The 19,255-nt window shown below is 35.8% G+C and carries 16 protein-coding genes and 1 tRNA gene; 5 read left to right on the forward strand and 12 right to left on the reverse strand.

Translation table 11 applies throughout. The features are described 5' to 3' along the window. Window positions 1-86: 86 nt before the first annotated feature. The 7 genes from V5J73_RS13600 to V5J73_RS13630 all read right to left on the reverse strand — a co-directional run bounded on the left by V5J73_RS13600 (window position 87) and on the right by V5J73_RS13630 (window position 9,797). Entirely contained in the window at window positions 87-401 is a 315-nt protein-coding gene (locus tag V5J73_RS13600; RefSeq protein ID WP_338646514.1) for an HPF/RaiA family ribosome-associated protein, read from the reverse strand. A 206-nt stretch (window positions 402-607) separates the two neighbouring features. Further along, window positions 608-2,701 (reverse strand): prolyl oligopeptidase family serine peptidase, encoded by a 2,094-nt coding sequence (locus V5J73_RS13605; RefSeq protein ID WP_445236427.1) that lies wholly within the window; start codon window positions 2,699-2,701, stop codon window positions 608-610. Between the two features lie 150 nt (window positions 2,702-2,851). Beyond that, window positions 2,852-5,059 (reverse strand): TonB-dependent receptor, encoded by a 2,208-nt coding sequence (locus tag V5J73_RS13610; RefSeq protein WP_338646516.1) that lies wholly within the window; start codon window positions 5,057-5,059, stop codon window positions 2,852-2,854. A 130-nt stretch (window positions 5,060-5,189) separates the two neighbouring features. Then, a complete protein-coding gene (locus V5J73_RS13615; RefSeq protein WP_338646517.1) occupies window positions 5,190-5,537 on the reverse strand; it encodes a hypothetical protein in 348 nt (115 codons plus the stop codon). A 100-nt stretch (window positions 5,538-5,637) separates the two neighbouring features. Beyond that, complete coding sequence (locus tag V5J73_RS13620; protein WP_338646518.1) at window positions 5,638-6,627, reverse strand: aspartate-semialdehyde dehydrogenase; 990 nt, start codon at window positions 6,625-6,627, stop codon at window positions 5,638-5,640. 213 nt (window positions 6,628-6,840) lie between these two features. Next, window positions 6,841-7,260, reverse strand: a complete 420-nt coding sequence (gene mscL / locus V5J73_RS13625; protein ID WP_282728173.1) for a large conductance mechanosensitive channel protein MscL — start codon at window positions 7,258-7,260, stop codon at window positions 6,841-6,843. Between the two features lie 89 nt (window positions 7,261-7,349). Next, window positions 7,350-9,797: a bifunctional UDP-N-acetylmuramoyl-tripeptide:D-alanyl-D-alanine ligase/alanine racemase gene (locus V5J73_RS13630; RefSeq protein ID WP_338646519.1), complete on the reverse strand. Its 2,448-nt coding sequence runs from the start codon at window positions 9,795-9,797 to the stop codon at window positions 7,350-7,352. Window positions 9,798-10,021: 224 nt separating this feature from the next. Between V5J73_RS13630 and V5J73_RS13635 the strand changes: the two genes are divergently transcribed. Beyond that, entirely contained in the window at window positions 10,022-10,627 is a 606-nt protein-coding gene (locus tag V5J73_RS13635) for a hypothetical protein (protein ID WP_338646520.1), read from the forward strand. Here V5J73_RS13635 and V5J73_RS13640 read toward each other — a convergent pair. Beyond that, window positions 10,622-11,323, reverse strand: coding sequence for a porin family protein (locus V5J73_RS13640; RefSeq protein WP_338646521.1), 702 nt, complete (start codon window positions 11,321-11,323; stop codon window positions 10,622-10,624). The two genes, V5J73_RS13635 and V5J73_RS13640, sit on opposite strands and share 6 nt — an antisense overlap. Window positions 11,324-11,657: 334 nt before the next feature. On the opposite strand from V5J73_RS13640, the gene gnd reads away from it, so the two are divergent. The 3 genes from gnd to V5J73_RS13655 are packed head-to-tail and all read left to right on the forward strand — an operon-like array spanning window position 11,658 to window position 15,368. Then, window positions 11,658-12,557, forward strand: a complete 900-nt coding sequence (gene gnd / locus V5J73_RS13645; RefSeq protein WP_338646523.1) for a phosphogluconate dehydrogenase (NAD(+)-dependent, decarboxylating) — start codon at window positions 11,658-11,660, stop codon at window positions 12,555-12,557. Between the two features lie 54 nt (window positions 12,558-12,611). After that, complete coding sequence (locus V5J73_RS13650) at window positions 12,612-13,931, forward strand: gluconate:H+ symporter (protein WP_338646524.1); 1,320 nt, start codon at window positions 12,612-12,614, stop codon at window positions 13,929-13,931. 18 nt (window positions 13,932-13,949) lie between these two features. Further along, entirely contained in the window at window positions 13,950-15,368 is a 1,419-nt protein-coding gene (locus V5J73_RS13655) for a gluconokinase (protein ID WP_338646525.1), read from the forward strand. A gap of 116 nt (window positions 15,369-15,484) precedes the next feature. On the opposite strand, the gene V5J73_RS13660 is transcribed toward V5J73_RS13655, so the two are convergent. The 4 genes from V5J73_RS13660 to V5J73_RS13675 all read right to left on the reverse strand — a co-directional run bounded on the left by V5J73_RS13660 (window position 15,485) and on the right by V5J73_RS13675 (window position 18,627). Further along, window positions 15,485-15,571: transfer RNA gene (locus V5J73_RS13660), tRNA-Ser, on the reverse strand. 56 nt (window positions 15,572-15,627) lie between these two features. Beyond that, window positions 15,628-16,656, reverse strand: a complete 1,029-nt coding sequence (locus tag V5J73_RS13665; protein WP_338646526.1) for an asparaginase — start codon at window positions 16,654-16,656, stop codon at window positions 15,628-15,630. Continuing rightward, the gene (locus V5J73_RS13670; RefSeq protein WP_338646527.1) at window positions 16,646-17,782 is read right to left on the reverse strand and encodes a 1-acyl-sn-glycerol-3-phosphate acyltransferase; all 1,137 of its coding nucleotides are present in this window, start codon (window positions 17,780-17,782) and stop codon (window positions 16,646-16,648) included. Before V5J73_RS13670 ends, V5J73_RS13665 begins: the two co-directional genes overlap by 11 nt. A gap of 65 nt (window positions 17,783-17,847) precedes the next feature. Continuing rightward, window positions 17,848-18,627 carry a TatD family hydrolase gene (locus V5J73_RS13675; protein WP_338646528.1) on the reverse strand — a complete coding sequence of 260 codons (780 nt, stop codon included), beginning with the start codon at window positions 18,625-18,627 and terminating at the stop codon, window positions 17,848-17,850. A gap of 155 nt (window positions 18,628-18,782) precedes the next feature. Here V5J73_RS13675 and V5J73_RS13680 point away from each other — a divergent pair, with 155 nt between their 5' ends. After that, entirely contained in the window at window positions 18,783-19,223 is a 441-nt protein-coding gene (locus tag V5J73_RS13680) for a retropepsin-like aspartic protease (protein WP_338646529.1), read from the forward strand. Window positions 19,224-19,255 lie beyond the last annotated feature (32 nt).

The following is a 19,255-nucleotide window of genomic DNA, read 5'->3' on the forward strand; positions in this document are numbered from 1 at the left end:
TCTTTCTCCAGAGAATAACAACCAAAAAAAAATGACACTATCTTATTTAGACAGTGTCATTTTTTTGTTTGCCAAAAGGCAACTATTTAATACGCTTTCTGTTTTTCGAAAGCAGTGTCCAACACTTTTTTTATTTTGTCCAATGCACCGTGAAATGCTTTTTCGGTAGTATCGGCATGATTAGTAACCGCTACTGCTTGCATATTTACTGGACGAGCTTCGATAAGGCATCGTTTGTCATTGATACCAAATTTATCACTGTTCTCATCTGCAAGGTGCACCTCTAAACGGGTTACTTTATCTTCAAAACGCGCTAAAGCGGTTCCTAGTTCCTCTGCAATATACGCTTTCAAACGTGCATGTCCTTCTACATTATTGTCTGTGTTGATCTGTACTGTCATGTTTTATGTATTTAATGATTGTCTCTCAAATTTACCGAATGAAGTACGAAAAACCGAGTCAATTAATAAAACATTATGAAAATCAAGAGGCCCTATTCAATAAAATTATTAAATAGGGTATCAAAAAAAAACGCCATTCTTTCGAATAGCGTTTTTTGAACTTCTTATCAATTTGTGATATGATTACTTTGTTCCTCACAATCCCTTTACAATTTTTGCAATTCCTTAATACCCATATTGTAAAGCGTAAAAGCCTGAATATCCACATTTTCCTGAATGGTTGCCGCCACGGATTTTCCGGCGCCATGTCCTGCATTGATATCAATACGGATTAATGTTGGGTTGGTTCCGGTTTGTTTTTCCTGTAATTCAGCAGCAAACTTGAAACTGTGCGCTGGCACTACTCTATCATCATGATCGCCCGTTGTCACCATTGTGGCTGGATATTGTACTCCTGCCTTAACGTTGTGTACTGGAGAATACCCTTTGATGTAGCTGAACATTTCCTTGCTATCTTGCGCCGTTCCGTAATCATACGCCCAACCTGCACCTGCGGTAAAGGTGTGGTAACGTAACATATCCATCACGCCTACTGCCGGTAAAGCAACTCGCATCAAATCTGGACGTTGCGTCATGGTAGCGCCCACAAGCAATCCTCCGTTTGACCCACCACGAATGGCAAGATAGGAAGGCGACGTGTATTTTTGAGCAATCAAATATTCTGCTGCTGCGATGAAATCATCAAATACATTTTGTTTTTGCATTTTGGTTCCAGCATCGTGCCATTTTTTCCCGTATTCGCCACCGCCACGTAAATTAGGCACGGCATAAACGCCTCCGTTTTCCATCCAAACGGCATTGGCAATACTGAAACTTGGTGTCAAACTCACGTTGAAACCTCCGTAACCATAAAGCATTGTTGGATTAGTTCCGTCAAGTTTTAACCCTTTTTTATGCGTTATAATCATTGGGATTTTAGTTCCGTCTTTGGAAGTATAAAATACTTGTTTAGACTCGTATAGTTCGCTGTCGAAATCTACTTTTGGTTTTTCATACACCGCCGAAGTTCCTGTTGCTGGTTCGAATGAAAAAATAGAACCCGGTGTGATGTAATTTGTGAAAGAATAGTACAATGTTTTTTCTTTTTTCTTTCCACCAAAACCACCTGCAGTTCCTACGCCCGGCAATTGGATTTCACGCACCAATTTTCCTGAATAATCATATTGTTTCACCACCGAAACGGCATCTTTCATATAGTTCGCAAAGAAATATCCGCCACCTGTTGATGGAGACAACACATTCTCCGTTTCTGCAATAAAATCTTTCCAATTTTCCGGTTTCGGGTTGTTAACATCGACGGTAACGATACGTTTGTTGGGCGCATTCAAGTCGGTTTCTATGAATAATTTCCCGCCTTCGTTTTCGATGATGTTATTGTCACTTTTAAAATTATCTACAATAGTTACAATAGGACTGTTCGGTTTTGTCAAATCCTTGATATACAATTCGTTTCCGTAAGTAGAATTAGACGCTGTAATAACCAAATAACGGTCATCCTCAGTTACACCACCACCTACATAACGGCGTTTTTGATTGGCACCAAAAATGACTTTATCGTCTTTTTGTGCGGTTCCTAACTTGTGGAAATACAGTTTATGTTGGTCCGTTTTAGCTGAAAGCTCGCTTCCTTTTGGTTTGTCATAACTGGAATAGTAAAAACCTTCGTTTGCTTTCCAAGAAACTCCGCTGAATTTCACATCAACAATCGTGTCTTCGATTATTTTTTGGGTGATGGCATCCATGATGATGACTTTTCTCCAGTCGCTTCCGCCTTCTGAAATGGCATAGGCTACTTTAGAACCATCTTTAGAGAAATTTAATCCGCCAAGCGAAGTGGTTCCGTCTTTAGAAAAAGTGTTTGGATCCAAAAACACGGTTTCAGTTCCTTTGGCATCTTTTCGATACAACACTGATTGGTTTTGCAAACCATTATTTTTATAGTAATACGTAAAATTACCTTCTTTGAAAGGCGCTCCTATTTTTTCGTAATTCCACAGTTTTTCCATTCTTGCTTTCAAGACATCACGAAACGGTATCTGGGCCAAATAACTATAGGTAACTTCATTTTGAGCTTTTACCCAAGCGCCTGTTTCAGCAGATTTATCGTCTTCAAGCCAGCGGTATGGATCTGGTAGTTTGGTATCAAAATACGTGTCAACGGTTTCCCCTTTACTAGTAGTTGGATAAGTTAGCGGTTTTTGATTTTGTCCAAAAGTTGCTATTGCAGAAGATACAGCCATTATTAAAAAAGTTTTTTTCATTAGGTTGTTTTTTAGTTTATTACAAAAATAGGGAAATAGTTAGTGTTGTAAATATGGAAAAGTCTTAAATAAAACTAAAAAAGCGCTACTCTTTCGAATAGCGCTTTTTGTTTTTTTGAAGAAAATGAATTACAAATTAAAATTCACACCCAAAACGATGTTCCTTCCAATGTTTGGAATGCCATCCGTTTTTAAACGGGAAAGGTGTGCGATGTATCTTTTATCAAATAAATTGTTTCCGTTGATGTTGACATCAAAAACAGTTTTACCCAATTTTACAGTTCCGCCAAAACCCAAATTTACCAAGTTATAGCCATTCGATTCTGTCTCAAATCCGCTTACATTTTTTTGATTAAATGTGCTGGAAACGTTTAAAGTAGCAAAGCCATCTTCTAACCAATTTTTGATTTTGAATTCGGTTCTAATGGTGTTGTTCCAATTATTTGCCGGAATTAACGGTAAGTAATCTCCGTTTTGTTTTTCGCCGGTTACAGTTTCAAAACTAGTTTCAAAATGCAGCCAATCTAATGGATGCGGGTGAAAATGCAATCCGATTTCACCTCCGTATAATTTTGCGTTATCCTGAACATAGTCGAAAACAGCATTTTCATCTCGCACTTCTCCTGTTGGCGAGGTGTAGATATAATTGTTGATGTGATTGTAAAATCCGTTCACAAAAAACTCAAAATGATCCGTTTTGTATTCTAAATTTAAATCCGTTTGCACGTTTTGCTCCGTTTTCAAATTACTATTTCCTACTTCATAGCGATTTGTTCCTTCATGTACTCCATTAGAAGTTAGCTCCGCAAGATTTGGCGCTCTAAACCCAGAGGCAACATTTAAACGCAAGGTAATATCATCGGCCAAATTAGTTTTGTAACCCAAAGAAGCATTAAAACTATCGTATGATTTATCGATAGCTTCAAAGGAACCTTCTTCACCTGCAATTCCTTGTGCATCCGTAGTAACTTTTCGATTATCGAAACGCAATCCAGCTTGTAAGACATTGCTTTTCCACTCATAATTTGCCGTTCCAAAAAAACCAAAATCATTTGTAACTGCATCCGGAATTAAATATTCTTCTCCTAAATTTGTATTGGTCTGATACATTCCCTGAACACCCACAATGGTTTCTATTTTTCCCATTTTAGGCAAATGGTATTTTGCATTGTAATTGAATGTTTTCAATTTCATATGCAAAACAGCTACATTACTGTCTTCGAACTCACTTCGATCATTAGCAACATAACCCAAATCAACATCCAATTTTGATTTTTCGAAAAAGAAAACATTATTTAAACTCAATAAATGATTAAAAACGCCTTGTTTAGGAAATCCCGTTTTCTTGCTCGTAGATTGGTCTGATATACCATCCTCTGGAATTCCTAAATCCAATTCATTGTAATTGTACCGCAATACGCTGGAGAATTTGGCATTGCTGTAGCCAATTCCTGTTTTAAAATCGGTTTCATTATAACGGGTATTAGTCACTCGGTCACCACCAGCAATTTTATAATCAGAATGCGTGTTGTAACTTCCACGAGCCATGAATTTCCAGTTGTCTGTAGATGTTTTTAAACCCAAAGAAGAACTGCTTCCGGCAGTATTCGAAAAATATTTTTGACTGAAGTTCGCTTTAAAAGTATTTGCATCGGCAAATTTTTCTGGGTTAAAATACAAAACACCACCCAAAGCATCGGAACCATACAATAACGAAGCCGGTCCTTTGATTACCTCAACGCTTTCTATTCCTGAATCGTTTAATCCCAAACCGTGTTCGTCGCCAAACTGTTGATTTTCCATTCGAACGCCTTGCGAATAGACCAAAACGCGATTGCCGCTCAAGCCACGGATTACCGGTTTACCTATAGAAGTTCCGGTAGAAACCTGAGAAACTCCGGGAATAGTAGCCAATCCTTCGATTAAAGTGGCCGTTCCTTTTCGTTGCAAATTTTTGATGCTTTCATGCTCCACTTTCATGACGTTTTGCGATTGAATTTTGTTGAAAGCCGTAGAGACGATTACTTCATCCATTTCGAAAATTGCTTCTTCAAGAATAATATCAAGTGTGTTTTCTTTTTGAAGACTGTTTATGGTTTTATTTTGGGTTGCAAATCCTACGAACGTAAAACTGATTTTTAAGTTTCTATTTGGCAGATTGGAAAATGTATATTTTCCATTTTCATCTGTAGTGGTTCCTTTATGCAATTCTGATGCATACACTGAAACGCCTTTTAGGGGTTCATTTTGTAAATTGGTTACGATTCCCGAAAGGGTATTTTGTGCTTGAAGCATCGCTGAAAACCCTAAGAATAGGGCTATGATAAATTTTTTCATTGAAAATGATTGTATAGTTCTTCCTCTCCACAGCTCTCTCCAAAGGAGAGCGAGCCCAGACCGGAATTATTTAGTAAATAAAATGAGTCGTGCTAAAATAAATTCAACAGAAGCTGAAATAAATTCAGCTTCAACTATTTACAGGTGGTCCGCGATGGGAGTACAAACTGCCGGAAAACGAAATAACCGTTTCATTTACAGTAAAAAAATAAGGGATTTCTTTGCTACTGGAGCGCAATTGATAGGAGAAATCCTTTGGAGTAATGTAACTACCCAAAGCAAATTCGCAAACAAAACAATGATCTAATTTGTGGTGCTGGTGCGTAATCTCTGTACCAGTAACATTGTATTTATGATGGCATTGCTTTTCAGAAAGTTGCTTTGCTAGATGCTCATAGGTATGCAATGATTGGAACAGCATTGAAAACAACACTGTAATAACCAGAGAAAGACTTACTATGAGTTTATTCTTTTTCATTCGATCCAAAGATAACAAAAACAAGAAAAAAGAAAACCATTTGTCTCACAAAAAATATTTTTGCGAAACAAATGGTCTCCTTTTTAAAATAAAAATTGATTTACACCAATTTGGCCTCAATCAAATATTCGGCAATTTGTATCGTGTTTGTCGCAGCTCCTTTTCTCAGATTATCTGCAACAATCCACATATTCAATGTGTTTTCCTGGCTTTCGTCACGACGAATTCTACCTACAAAAACTTCATCTTTCCCTTGTGCATACATTGGCATTGGGTACGTATAAGTGTCATTATTATCTTGAACTACTACGCCATCGGTATGATGCAAAATGTTTCTCACTTCATTTACGTCAAAATCATTCGAGAATTCTACGTTTACCGCTTCACTGTGTCCGCCTACAATTGGCACACGAACTGCAGTAGCTGTAACAGCAATTGTATTATCGCTTAAGATTTTTTTGGTTTCACGAACTAGTTTCATCTCTTCTTTAGTGTATCCATTTTCTTCAAAAGAATCGCATTGTGGAATCGCGTTTCTATGAATTGGATATTTATAAGCCATTTCACCTGAAACACCTGCATACTCATTTTCTAATTGTTGTACTGCTTTTACACCCGTTCCAGTGATGGATTGGTAGGTAGAAACAATTACACGTTTAATGTTGTATTTTTTGTGCAAAGGTGCTAAAACCAAAACCATTTGGATAGTCGAACAGTTAGGGTTCGCAATGATTTTATCTGCTACAGTCAATTCAGTTGCATTAATTTCCGGAACGATTAATTTTTTGGTTGGATCCATTCTCCAAGCTGATGAATTATCAATAACGGTAGTTCCTGCAGCAGCAAATTTTGGAGCCCACTCCAATGAAGTATCACCACCCGCAGAGAATAAAGCAATATCTGCTTTCATATCTACTGCCGTTTGCATGCCAACTACTTTATATTTTTTACCCTTATATTCAATTTCTTTACCCACTGATCGCTCAGAAGCAACGGGAATTAATTCTGTTACAGGGAAATTTCTTTCTGCCAAAACTTTCAACATTACTTCGCCAACCATTCCGGTAGCGCCTACAACTGCTATTCTCATCTTATATTTGTATTATTGAATATTAAATTTGAAGTACAAAAGTAACTAATATTGAAACCAAAACAAGTAGCTTCACAAAAAATAACAAAATGTTATAAATACAACAATTTGCCGTTTTCTATTTTTGTATAAAAAGAAAAACCGCCTCTTTTAAGAAACGGTTGAGTCCTGAAATGCATTCAGGATAAATTAGAATATTTACTGTAGAGGAAATTATTTTTTCAATAAATCTCTAATCTGAGTCAATAATTCTTCTTGAGTTGGTCCAGCTGGAGCAGCTACAACAACAACTTCTTCTTTCTTTCTAGCTTTTTCAGCAGCTCTTAACACAACGAAAATAAAGAAAGCAATAATGATGAAATTAATAATCGCCTGTACCAAGTTTCCGTATGTAATTACAGCGGCACCGGCAGTTTTAGCAGCAGCTAAATCTGCATAACTGTTTCCGTCCAAGGTTACGAATTTCTGGGTAAAATCAATTCCACCAGTCAATAAACCTACAATTGGCATAATAACATCATCAACGGCAGACCCAACAATTTTACCAAATGCACCACCAATAACAACTGCAGTTGCTAAACTTAAAACGTCTCCCTTCATTAAAGAAGCTTTAAAATCACTGAAAAATCCCATAATTTATTTTTTTAGGTTAAAATTTATCTTTGCAAAACGAATTTAATAAAAATTTTAACACAATTAACAGTCGTTTACCCAATATTTAATTACTCTCTGTAAAACACCCGTTTCACTCGTTGAGAAATACTCGTCAGAATTTCATACGGAATTGTGTTTAATTTTTGTGCCATATACGTTACCGTTGGGCTTTCGCCAAAAACAATTACCTGATCACCTTCTGAACATTCTATTTCAGTAACATCAACCATTAGCATATCCATACAGATACTGCCAACAATAGATGCTTTGGACTTTTTAATCGTTACAAAACCTACACTATTTCCCCAACTTCTGGAAATACCATCGGCATACCCAATAGGAATTGTGGCAATTTTTGTAGGTTTCTCCGCAATGAATCGCCTGCCATAACCCACACTTTCACCGGCATCAATACTTCTGATTTGTGAAATCACGGATTTGAGTGTACCCACATTTTCCAACTGTTTTTGTTCTTCGGGATCATTCGAAACGCCATAAAGACCAATTCCCAAACGCGCCATATCGTATTGGGAATCCGGATAATTACTGATTCCGGAAGTATTCAAAATATGTCGCAACGGTTTTATTTGCAATTCTGACATCAATTTAGACGATAGCTTTTCAAATAAATCAATTTGTGAATGTGCAAAATCCTTGAATTCCAAGTCATCACTTGTGGCCATGTGTGATAAAATACTTTTTACTTTAACGGTTTGATTTCCTTTTAAAGTGGCAATCAAATCATCAATCGTATTGTTCTCAAAACCCAAACGGTGCATTCCCGTATCGAGTTTGATGTGTATTGGAAATTGTTTTAAATTCTTTTGTCCCGCAATTTTAAGGAATTCATGAAGTCCCTTTAAACTATAAATTTCAGGTTCTAATTGGTGTTGAATAATCGCAGAAAAACTAGTCGTTTCAGGATTTAATACCATAATTGGCAAATGAATTCCAGCGCTTTTTAGGGAAATTCCTTCATCGGCAAAAGCCACACCAAGATAATCTACTTTATGATGCTCTAGTAATTTAGCTATTTCAAAACCGCCATTTCCATAACCAAAAGCCTTCACCATCACCATAATCTTAACATTGGGCTTCAATTTTGATTTAAAGAAATTCAGGTTATGGCTAATCGCATTCAGGTTGATTTCCAGAACAGTTTCATGTGTTTTTTCCTCTAATAAAGAAACAATTTCTTCAAATTGAAACGTCCTCGCTCCTTTGATTAAAATAGTCTCATTGGCAAAATTCAGATCATCAAATTTTGATATAAACTCAGCTGTAGTGGCATAGGTTGTACAATTAGCAAATTTTCTCTCGAATGCTTTGATTGTTTTTCCAATTCCTATCACACGATCTATTTTATTCGAAACAATCAACTGAGAGACTTTAGTATACAATTCGTCATTTGACAAACCGCTTTGAAAAATATCCGAAAGAATCACCGTTTTTTTCTTGTATTGCTTTTGACTTTCGAGAAAATCCAACGCTATTTTCAACGACTGAAAATCAGAACTATAACTGTCATCAATAATACTACAATTGTTTATTCCGTTTTTGACTTTTAAACGCATTTCTACTGGATAGAGCAATTCCATTCGGTTTTGAATGGTTTTTTCATCGTATTTAAAGTACAGCAAAACCATCAAACACGAAATAGCATTTTCAACAGCTGCTTCATCCTGAAAAGGAATTATCAATTCAGTTGAACTGCCTTTGTATTGGTACCGAATTGTGGTTGAGTTATTTTTTGACGCTATCTTAGCGACAACAACATCCGCGTCTTTAGAGTCAAAACTCCAGGTAAACGCTTTTGTTCCTAAAACAATAAACGGATCAATCCTTTGGTTTTTTTGATAAATAACCACCTCTGAATTTCCAAAAAGGGTCATTTTCTCTCTTATTTTATTTTCTAAATCCAGAAACCCTTCATCATGTGCAGATCCAATATTAGTAAGAACTCCAATGGTAGGTTTAATGATTTTTTCTAATTTTTCCATTTCAGAACCGGTTGAAATTCCCGCTTCAAAAATCCCTAAATTGTGTTTTTCATTGATTGCAATGACTGATAACGGAACACCAATTTGTGAATTGTAACTCTTTGGGCTTCGAATTACATTATAATCAGGACTCAATAAAAAATTAAGCCATTCCTTCACTATCGTTTTCCCGTTACTTCCTGTCAATCCAATAATGGGAAAATTAAAAAGACTGCGGTAGTTGGCCGCAAATTGTTGCAAAGCGGTTAGTGTGTTATCTACAACAAAAAAATTAGCTTTTCCCTCACATTCTTCTGGAATATGAGTTACTACAAAATTTCGAACACCCATTGCAATCAAATCCTTGATGTATTGATGCGCGTCATTATTGGCTCCGACCAGTGCAAAAAATAAAGTTTGAGGTCCGTTTTGCAACGAACGACTATCTATTGCAATTGTTTCTATAGCCAAATTAGTGTTGTCACCAATAAATGTAGCTGGAATATTTTGAATACTTTTTAGGATTTTCTGGCTCATGGAATTAAAAAGAGATTGAAGTAGATTTCTGGTATAGGAATTATTCTTTTACTAGTTCACTATTTGTAAAACTTCCTCAAAAATAACACTTCTTTTCAAAACGAAGACTTAGAAATGCTTATAATTATAGCCAATTCAGTTTATTTATAAAAAAGAAACAATAGCAATAGCTTTACTAATTTTGGCAGATTACTTATATTTGTTTTTAGATAAAATTAGCCGTTTTGAAAAAAATACTTCCCTTGTTTTCTTATGTGTTCCATCCGATATTCATACCGGCAATGGCCACGTTGCTTTATCTTTCTTTTAACAATACTGAGTTTGTGAATCAAGAAAAATTATTTATTTTTTTTCAAGTTCTGGTTGTAACAGTGATTTTACCTTCTTTGGTATTTTTATTATTGCGTACTGCAGGAAACATAGATTCTGTTATGCTTGCCGAAGTATCCCAACGCAAAATCCCTCTAATAATACATTGTTTTTTACTCATTCTACTCGTAAAAAAAAGCATTACAATTGACAGGTATCCAGAGTTGCATTTTTTCTTTTTAAGTGCGCTTTTAAGCACTATGCTGGCACTTATCTTATTGTTTATCAATATAAAAGCGAGCCTTCACCTGATAGCAATCAGTTCCTTAACAGTATTTACAATTGGATTGAGTTTACACTTTCAAATTCAAAACACTATTCTAATTACTGTACTAATCCTGCTGAATGGCTTTGTAGCTTCTTCCCGATTAGAAATGAAAGCACACACAACTAAAGAATTGATTATAGGTTTTATGCTAGGCGCTGTACCTCAGTTGCTTTTATTAGTACTATGGCTATAAAATGTAGAAAATAATTCCAATATTCAAAGCTTTCATGTTTACTGGTTCGCCATTTACTTCTGCCGATTTAAACAATGAATTTAAACCATAATACGCATATAAATTAATGGTATTGTAGCCTGCAGAAATATAAGTCCCGTATTGCATTTTATTAAAATCTTTATTCCCTGTAACAACCACTTTCCCTTCAGATCCATTAAAAATAGATCTATCATAGAGCAAATAACTTAGCTTAAATCCTCCATAAATACGCCAAAATTTATGACTTTCATAGGTAGATGTTCTCAACCTGAACTCCAAAGGAACATCTATAGAAAGTAGTGAAAACTTGTTTTTGTCGTAAGCAGTTTCGGAATCAATATAGGTGTAAACTTGGTTTTCACCAAATGATGTAATAGCGAGATTTTGATTAAAATTGTTATATGTAAAACCAACACCAGAGGCTATAGCGACAGTTCTCTTTTTATTGATGGGCATATCTCTTAAAAAACCTGCCGAAAGACCCGAAGAAAACTTACTTTGAGACAAGCCAGACGGCTTATCTCTCAAAATGTTATACGTTATACCAAAATAAAACTGATCCTCTCTATATAAGGAATCAACCTTTTTTATCGGAATATTTTCAGTTGTTGCATCTTCTTGCGAAAAAGCATTCAAAACCGATAAAAGAAGAAAACAACTCAGAAAAATACGCATATTATTTTTGGATTTAAATGGAGTAAGGACTTTTCAAAACACATTTCAGGTTTCAATTCTCACATCATGACAGTACAAATATACCATTTTGATGGTTTTTATATTGGTAATACCAACAAATAAAAGTTTAGAAAAAGGACTCAGTATAAAATCGCACTACTTAAAAATGTGCACTACTTAAAATTCATCAAAAATAATTAACATATTGACTCCTACTAGTGTAATATTTTTCAAGTAAATTGCTTGTTAAAAAATTAAAACTAATATTTTTACTTTAAAAAAATTTTCGATATCTCAAAAACGTCTTTAAATCAGACTTAAAAACAATACAACCATGCAAATTGGAATTATAGGATTAGGAAAAATGGGCTTCAACCTTGCTCTAAATCTAAAGCGAAACGGCTATGAAGTAGTAGCCCAAGATGTCAATACGGACTTTGTGGCAAAAATAGGGCAAGAAGGAATTAAAACTGTATTTACAGTTGCAGAGTTGTGCCAAAAATTGAATCATCGAAAAGTGATTTGGTTAATGGTTCCTGCAGGAGAAATTGTAGATGGCGTCATCAACTCTTTACTTCCTTTTTTAGAAAAAAACGATATTATCATTGACGGGGGAAACTCTAACTACAAAGATTCCAAACGCCGTTATGCACAACTGAAAGAACTTGGCATCGACTTTTTAGATTGTGGTACTTCGGGCGGAACATCAGGTGCTTTGCATGGCGCTTGTACAATGATTGGCGGAGAACCCGCAGTTTTTGAATATGTAGCAGCCGTTTTCAAAGCTATTTCTGTAGAAAACGGACATTTATACACTGGCGCAGCTGGAAGCGGACATTTTACGAAAATGGTTCACAACGGAATCGAATATGGAATGATGCAATCTATTGCCGAAGGTTTTGAGGTTTTTGAACATTCTGAATTTGATATTGACTTCGAAAAAACAGCTAAACTATTCAATCACGGATCGGTGGTACGCAGTTGGTTAATGGAACTTACAGAAAATGCATTCTCAAAAGACCCAAAATTAGACAGCATCAAAGGAATCATGCACTCCTCGGGCGAAGGAAAATGGACATTGGAAACCGCTTTAGACTTAGGCGTACCAACTCCAGTTATCGCTTTATCAATCATGATGCGTTACCGTTCCCAAATGCAAGATACATTCTCTGGAAAAGTAGTAGCGGCACTTCGAAATGAATTTGGCGGCCACGCAGTCGAAAAAAACGAATAATAAATGGCAACCAACTACTTCGAACCTAATTTTTAATTTCTCAAATTCAAGTACATGTCAATAGTAATCTTAATTGCAAGTATATTTTTATTACTTGTCTTGATATCAGGCATAAAACTCAACGCCTTCCTTTCCTTGATTATTGCTTCTTTTTTTGTGGGAATTACTAAAGGTATGCTCTTTCCTGAGCTCCTAAATTCACTTCAACAAGGAATTGGCAGTACTTTAGGTTCATTGATTATAATTATTGCCCTTGGCGTTATACTGGGAAATATCCTTTCAGATAGTGGAGCGGCACAACGGATTAGTGCAGTAATGATCAAAACTGTAGGGATTAAACACATCAAATGGGCGATGTTGATTACGGGTTTTGCCGTGGGAATTTCGATGTTTTATAACGCTGGTTTTGTGATTTTGATTCCAATGGTTTTTGCTGTTGCAAAAAGTACGAAGCAACCTATAATTTATCTAGGCATCGCGATGGCATCGGCACTTTCGGTGACCCACGGTTTCTTACCTCCTCATCCTGGACCTACCGCCATTGCCGTAATTTTCAAAGCTGACATTGGTAAAACCTTGTTGTATGGATTGCTAATTGCTATTCCGACTTTATTGATTGCCGGAATTATTTTTCCAGAATTCATAAAGAAAATTACCGCTAATCCACCCAAAGGATTATTCGAAAGTAAAACATTCACAGATAACGAAATGCCCTCTTTTGGAATTAGTATGCTAACAGCTTTGATTCCAGTTATCCTGATGGCGATGGCAACAACCAGCGAATTAACCTTAGCTGAAGATTCCTCTTTGCGTTACATGCTAGGATTTATTGGCAATCCAACCACTTCAATGCTCCTTGCAGTAGTATTTGCTATTGTTTTTTTAGGTATCAATCGCGGTCGAAAAGTGCAAGATATTATGGATAAATCCAGTTTAGCATTGAGTTCAGCAACTATGATAATTATGATAATTGCAGCGGGTGGTGCTTTCAAACAAGTGCTTATCGACAGTGGTATTGGCACAGATTTGGCAGTTTTTTTCGAAACATCAACACTTTCACCTCTAGTATTGGGCTGGCTTGTAGCAACAATTATCCGAATCGCATTAGGCTCAGCAACTGTAGCAGGACTAACCGCGGCGGGAATTGTTCAACCATTGGTTGTGAGTTCTGGAATAAGCCCTGAACTGATGGTATTGTCTATTGGAGCTGGAAGTTTAATGTGCTCTCATGTGAATGATACAGGATTTTGGATGTTCAAGGAGTATTTTGGCATCAGTATTTCGGATACATTCAAAACCTGGACCGTCATGGAAACTATCATTGGAACTATGGGATTGATAGGTGTACTCTTGCTTAATCTGCTCGTGGGATAACCCAAATACAACTAAAAAATGAATTTATTTTATATTGGTATCGATATTGGCACTACAGCAACCAAAGCCGTGTGTTTTGATGTAACCGGAAAAGTGATTCAAGAATACAGTCAGTCCTATGCAATGTACCATCCAAAACCGGATTGGAGCATTCAAAAACCAGATGAAATTCTAGCAGCTGTTTTGAGATGCATCCAAGAAATCACAAAAGGGATCCAGCCTGAATTCATCAGTTTTAGTTCGGCTATGCAAAGTATACTCGCCATTGACCAGGATGGAAAACCGCTGACAGATGCAATCATTTGGGCTGATAATAGAGCACATTCATTAGCCGAAGAACTAAAAGAATCAGAACAGGGAAAAAACTTCTATCAAAAAACGGGAATTCCTATTCACACCTTTTCACCCATGACCAAAATTGCATGGTTAAAGGAACACGATGCACTCATTTTTTCTAAAACGTACAAATTCATAAGCATCAAAGAATATATTTGGCATCATCTCACCGGCGAATACGTGATTGATTCCTCAATGGCTTCAGGTACTGGGCTCCTGAATATTCATAGTCTACAATGGGAAACCGATATTTTAGAATATTTAAAAATAGAAGCATTCCAGCTATCTACAATTGTAAGTCCCACCCATCAAAGCATAGGATGTTTAGATGGTTTTCATTATATTTTGGGTGGTGGAGATGGCACATTGGCAAATTTAGGAACTGGAGCTATGGAAGCCGGCCGAATAGCATTATCTATTGGAACTAGTGGCGCGGTACGTTTACCTATTGACAAACCTTTTATTGATTCTCAAATGCGAACACAATGTTACCATTTGATGGACACACAATATTTAAAATTAGGAGCGGTAAATAATGGCGCTATTGTTTTGCAATGGCTCAAAGAATCTATCTTACAAACAAATACCTCTTTCGAAGAATTATTCAAGCAAGCTGAAAAAATACCTGCAGGGTCCGAAGACTTACTTTTTGTTCCGTATTTATTAGGTGAAAGAGCACCTATTTGGGATGCCTCAGCACAAGGAACACTTTTAGGAATCCGCATAATCCATACGCAAGCACATTTGGTTAGAGCCACATTAGAAGGCATCTTATTCGGATTATTTAGCGTTACCGAGCTATTGTTGCCTGATCCCGAAAAAAGACAAGAAACTACTATTATGGCTAGTGGCGGTTTTGGAAAAAGTGCTCTTTGGTTGCAAATGGTCGCTGATATTTTTCAAATGAAAGTCATTGTTGCCGAAACAATCGAAGCTTCGGCTTGGGGCGCTGTTTTGATTGGTTTCAAAGCTAGTGATATTGCCGTTCCATCCGAAAATAAAGTTGGAAAAACCTTTTTACCAAACGAAAATCATAAAGAAGTTTACCAACAAAGCTTTAAAAAATTTAAAAAGATTTATCCTTTATTGCAAGGTGTTTAAAAGAAAGTAATCCTTAGCATTTTTGGACTATCCTTTTTTATTTTATTGGCTAAACTAAAAAGTTTGACGCGCTGTAAACAAAAATGCTCCCTTTTCAGGAAGCATTAATTTTTTTGCAGAGAGGAAGGGATTCGAACCCTCGATACAGTTACCCATATACTAGCTTTCCAGGCTAGCTCCTTCAACCACTCGGACACCTCTCTATTTCGGTTTGCAAATAACACGAAAAAATCTGACTTAGAAAAGTAAAATCTGAATATTATACCATTTCTCCTCGCAAAGAAGTCTCAAAAATAGTTTTGAAGTCTTTTGAATCAATTTTTTGACTCAATAAATACATTAATTTTGTGATCGCAGCCTCTGTAGTGATGTCTTTTCCAGAAATTACTCCTATTTCTTTCATGCCGGTACTAGTCTCGTACTGCCCCATATTGACGCTTCCTCCTGAACATTGCGTTACATTAATGATGTGTAAACCTCTATTAATTGCTTTTCGTAATACATTTAAAAACCAATCTTCGGTAGGTGCATTTCCAGCGCCATAGGTTTCTAAAACAATCCCTTTCAGATCTGGAATATCTAAAATTGCAGATAATACAGCTTCGCTAATACCCGGGAAAATTTTTATAATCGCAACATTATTATCTAAGTTTTTATGAACTAGAAATTCTTTATTCTGGCTATTTACTAAGAACAATTCTGGATTTAATTTTAAATGCACCCCAGATTCAACTAATTCAGGATAATTTGGCGACGTAAATGCTTTAAAATGTTCTGCATTTATCTTAGTGGTTCTATTGCCACGGTATAACTTGTATTCAAAATAAAGACACACTTCACTGATAACTGGTCCATCATCATTTCGTAAAGAGGCAATTTGAATAGCCGTGATTAAATTTTCTTTAGCATCCGTTCGTAAATCGCCAATTGGTAATTGAGACCCCGTAAAAATAACTGGTTTCGATAAATTTTCGAGCATAAAACTCAATGCTGATGCGGAATACGACATAGTATCAGATCCATGAAGCACAACAAATCCGTCAAAGTCGCCGTAATTTTCCTCTATAATTGAAGCAATTTTAGCCCATTCGTTAGGATTCATATTAGAGGAATCAATAGGATTTTCAAAAGAAATAGTCTCTATCTCACAGTCTAATTGTTTCAATTCCGGGATACGCTGTAATAATTTGCTAAAATTGAAAGCTTTGAGCGCTCCCGTCTCAAAATCTTTTCTCATACCGATAGTTCCTCCGGTATAGATTAAAAGTATTTTGGCTTTATACAACATTGTGGTATTTTAATTTATTCACCACAGGATTAGCATACATAGCAAGAAAACCATCTAAGGCCACTGGATTGTCATGATCAATTCGCATTTCAAGTCTGCGTTCGAATAATGATTTTTCATTTTCGGTATATAAATGAGCAAAGCGATTGGTTTTATTTACAATATCAAAAGCAATGAAATTTGTTGGCCATAATTTGTAATTACTCAATATTGCATCGTCAATTACTTGTGCCAAAGCTACAATTTGCTTGTTTGAACTGTCATTTTCAGCTTTGATGGCTTCAATTTCAGTGTTTAATACTTTGCCTACATGTATGTGAATTCGTTTCTTTTGTCCCAAAGCGCCACTAAGAATCGTCATGAAATCCTCATTCTTTTCTTTGACATAGACTTCATTATTGGCCTCAGCCATCAATTGTGGCATCTTCAAAGCATCAGTAGGATCGTATTCGTATGAAATAGAAACTGGTACAATTTTTATTTTCTTGAAATAATCCATCAAATTATTTTCATCAGAACCCATTCCAAGCATTTTCAAAACACCCGGATTTGTCTCGTCATTTCCGTCTTTAGTTCTTCCTTCACGTTGTGCAATCCAAACGGAACGGTTTTCATGTTGCAATAAATTCCCAATATATTCTGACAGTAATTTAGAACTTTGCAACATTTCTCTTGGTGTTAAGCCACGCTGTACAAGAAAGTTTCGATTCAGTTTTGCTAATGTATTCAAAAATGCTTTTTTGACTAAATTATCTCCAATCGCTGAAGCGGTCATCACTAAACCGTGTTCGAATAGCGCCGTGTTTAACAGCGTCGTATCTAAAAGAATATCGCGATGATTTGATATAAATAAGTAAGATGTATTGGGTTCTAAATTTTCAAAACCAGAAGTCGTTAGCCCATCTGAGCTTTTCTCTAATACTCTTTGTACGGATTGGTAAATGAAATTACACTGAAAATCACGAATAGAATGCGTTTTTCGAAGTTGTTCTTTCCAAACTTCGTCTGCAACATCAGGAAAAGTAAAATTCATCAATGCTTTCATCATTGGATGATTAACCACATTCTGAAGTGCTTCGTTTATTTCGGAATCATAAAAAGGCCGAATAGCGTCAAATCTTTGCATTATAGTTCTCAATTGTTTAATTAGCAAATGAACAAAAAAAATATCAAAATAAGGTGAATTCTGCTTTAAATACCAAAAATAGCTTTGGAATTCTCCGTGGTTATTGCCGAAATCTCATTTGCCGAAAGGCTATAAATTTGGGCTAACTTATCGACTACATTAACAATATAACTGCTTTCATTTCTTTTTCCTCGATACGGAATCGGGGCTAAATAAGGGGAATCTGTTTCTAGAACAATGTGTTTTACATCTATTTGATTCAAAAACTGATCGATTTTTCCGTTTTTGAAAGTCACCACACCGCCAATTCCTAATTTCATATTATACGATATCGCTTGCAAAGCTTGCTCATAAGTTCCTGTAAAACAATGAAAAATACCAAACAATTCTGGTGATTTTTCTTCCTCTAAAATTTCAAAGATTTCATCAAAAGCTTCTCGACAATGAATAACTATGGGCAATTTATAATGTTTTGCTAATTGTATTTGTTTCTTGAAGGCAATTTGTTGTTGTGGCAAATGGGTTTTATCCCAGTACAAATCAATTCCGATTTCGCCTACCGCATAGAATTTTCGTTTAGAAAGTTCGTCCTCAACATGTTTTAATTCCTCCAGATAATTGTCTTTTACATACGTTGGATGTAATCCCATCATTAAGAAAACATTTTCAGGGTGATTTCTCTCCAATTCATACATCGATTCTGTGCAGGTAGAATCGATTGCGGGAATAAAAAAACGCGAAACACCCGCATTAATAGCACGTTGTATCATTTGGTTTCGATCCTCATCAAATTCCTCTGAATATAAATGGGTATGGGTATCTGTAATTATTGTATTTGTTTCCAAGTGTAAGGTTTAAGGGTGCAAAATTACAAGAATAAAAGTTGTCGAAAAAATGGTTTAAAAAGATTTGCATAGAAAATTAGATTACCATCATTCCTGTTTTAACTCCACGTATATTTGTAAAACAGAAAAACAACACTGAAATAAATGTAGTATAAATGAAGAACCTTCACGATATCCTTAAAAAGGAAAATTATAAAAAAGTAAAGTTTAAGATCACAAAAACACAACATCTTTTAATAAAGGCAAAAATCAATGGTGTGATAGGGGATTTTATTTTGGATACCGGAGCTTCCAATAGTTGTGTGGGATTTGAAAGTGTCGATTTGTTTTTATTACAAGCAAAAAAATCAAAAACGAAAGCAGCTGGCGCGGGAGCAACTGGAATGTTTACGCAACTGGCGGTTAAAAATCAATTGCAACTAGGTTCTTGGAAAGACTCAAATTTTGAACTCGTTATTTTTGATTTATCTCATGTAAATGAAGCACTAACACAACATAAAGCAAAGCCAGTTCATGGTATTATAGGTGCTGATATTTTAATGAAAGGAAAAGCTATTGTAGATTATTACAACCATTATTTGTATTTATTGAAGTAAAAAAAGAGAGCGTACCAAAAATCGGCACGCTC

The organism is Flavobacterium sp. KS-LB2 (assembly GCF_036895565.1).
GTDB lineage: Bacteria > Bacteroidota > Bacteroidia > Flavobacteriales > Flavobacteriaceae > Flavobacterium.

Excerpts from the sequence above, each read along its gene's own strand:
- V5J73_RS13600 (WP_338646514.1), bottom strand. The coding sequence starts at position 401 with ATGACAGTACAGATCAACACAGACAATAATGTAGAAGGACATGCACGT.
- V5J73_RS13605 (WP_445236427.1), bottom strand. The coding sequence starts at position 2,701 with ATGGCTGTATCTTCTGCAATAGCAACTTTTGGACAAAATCAAAAACCG.
- V5J73_RS13610 (WP_338646516.1), bottom strand. The coding sequence starts at position 5,059 with ATGAAAAAATTTATCATAGCCCTATTCTTAGGGTTTTCAGCGATGCTT.
- V5J73_RS13615 (WP_338646517.1), bottom strand. The coding sequence starts at position 5,537 with ATGAAAAAGAATAAACTCATAGTAAGTCTTTCTCTGGTTATTACAGTG.
- V5J73_RS13620 (WP_338646518.1), bottom strand. The coding sequence starts at position 6,627 with ATGAGAATAGCAGTTGTAGGCGCTACCGGAATGGTTGGCGAAGTAATG.
- mscL (WP_282728173.1), bottom strand. The coding sequence starts at position 7,260 with ATGGGATTTTTCAGTGATTTTAAAGCTTCTTTAATGAAGGGAGACGTT.
- V5J73_RS13630 (WP_338646519.1), bottom strand. The coding sequence starts at position 9,797 with ATGAGCCAGAAAATCCTAAAAAGTATTCAAAATATTCCAGCTACATTT.
- V5J73_RS13640 (WP_338646521.1), bottom strand. The coding sequence starts at position 11,323 with ATGCGTATTTTTCTGAGTTGTTTTCTTCTTTTATCGGTTTTGAATGCT.
- gnd (WP_338646523.1), top strand. The coding sequence starts at position 11,658 with ATGCAAATTGGAATTATAGGATTAGGAAAAATGGGCTTCAACCTTGCT.
- V5J73_RS13650 (WP_338646524.1), top strand. The coding sequence starts at position 12,612 with ATGTCAATAGTAATCTTAATTGCAAGTATATTTTTATTACTTGTCTTG.
- V5J73_RS13655 (WP_338646525.1), top strand. The coding sequence starts at position 13,950 with ATGAATTTATTTTATATTGGTATCGATATTGGCACTACAGCAACCAAA.
- V5J73_RS13665 (WP_338646526.1), bottom strand. The coding sequence starts at position 16,656 with ATGTTGTATAAAGCCAAAATACTTTTAATCTATACCGGAGGAACTATC.
- V5J73_RS13670 (WP_338646527.1), bottom strand. The coding sequence starts at position 17,782 with ATGCAAAGATTTGACGCTATTCGGCCTTTTTATGATTCCGAAATAAAC.
- V5J73_RS13680 (WP_338646529.1), top strand. The coding sequence starts at position 18,783 with ATGAAGAACCTTCACGATATCCTTAAAAAGGAAAATTATAAAAAAGTA.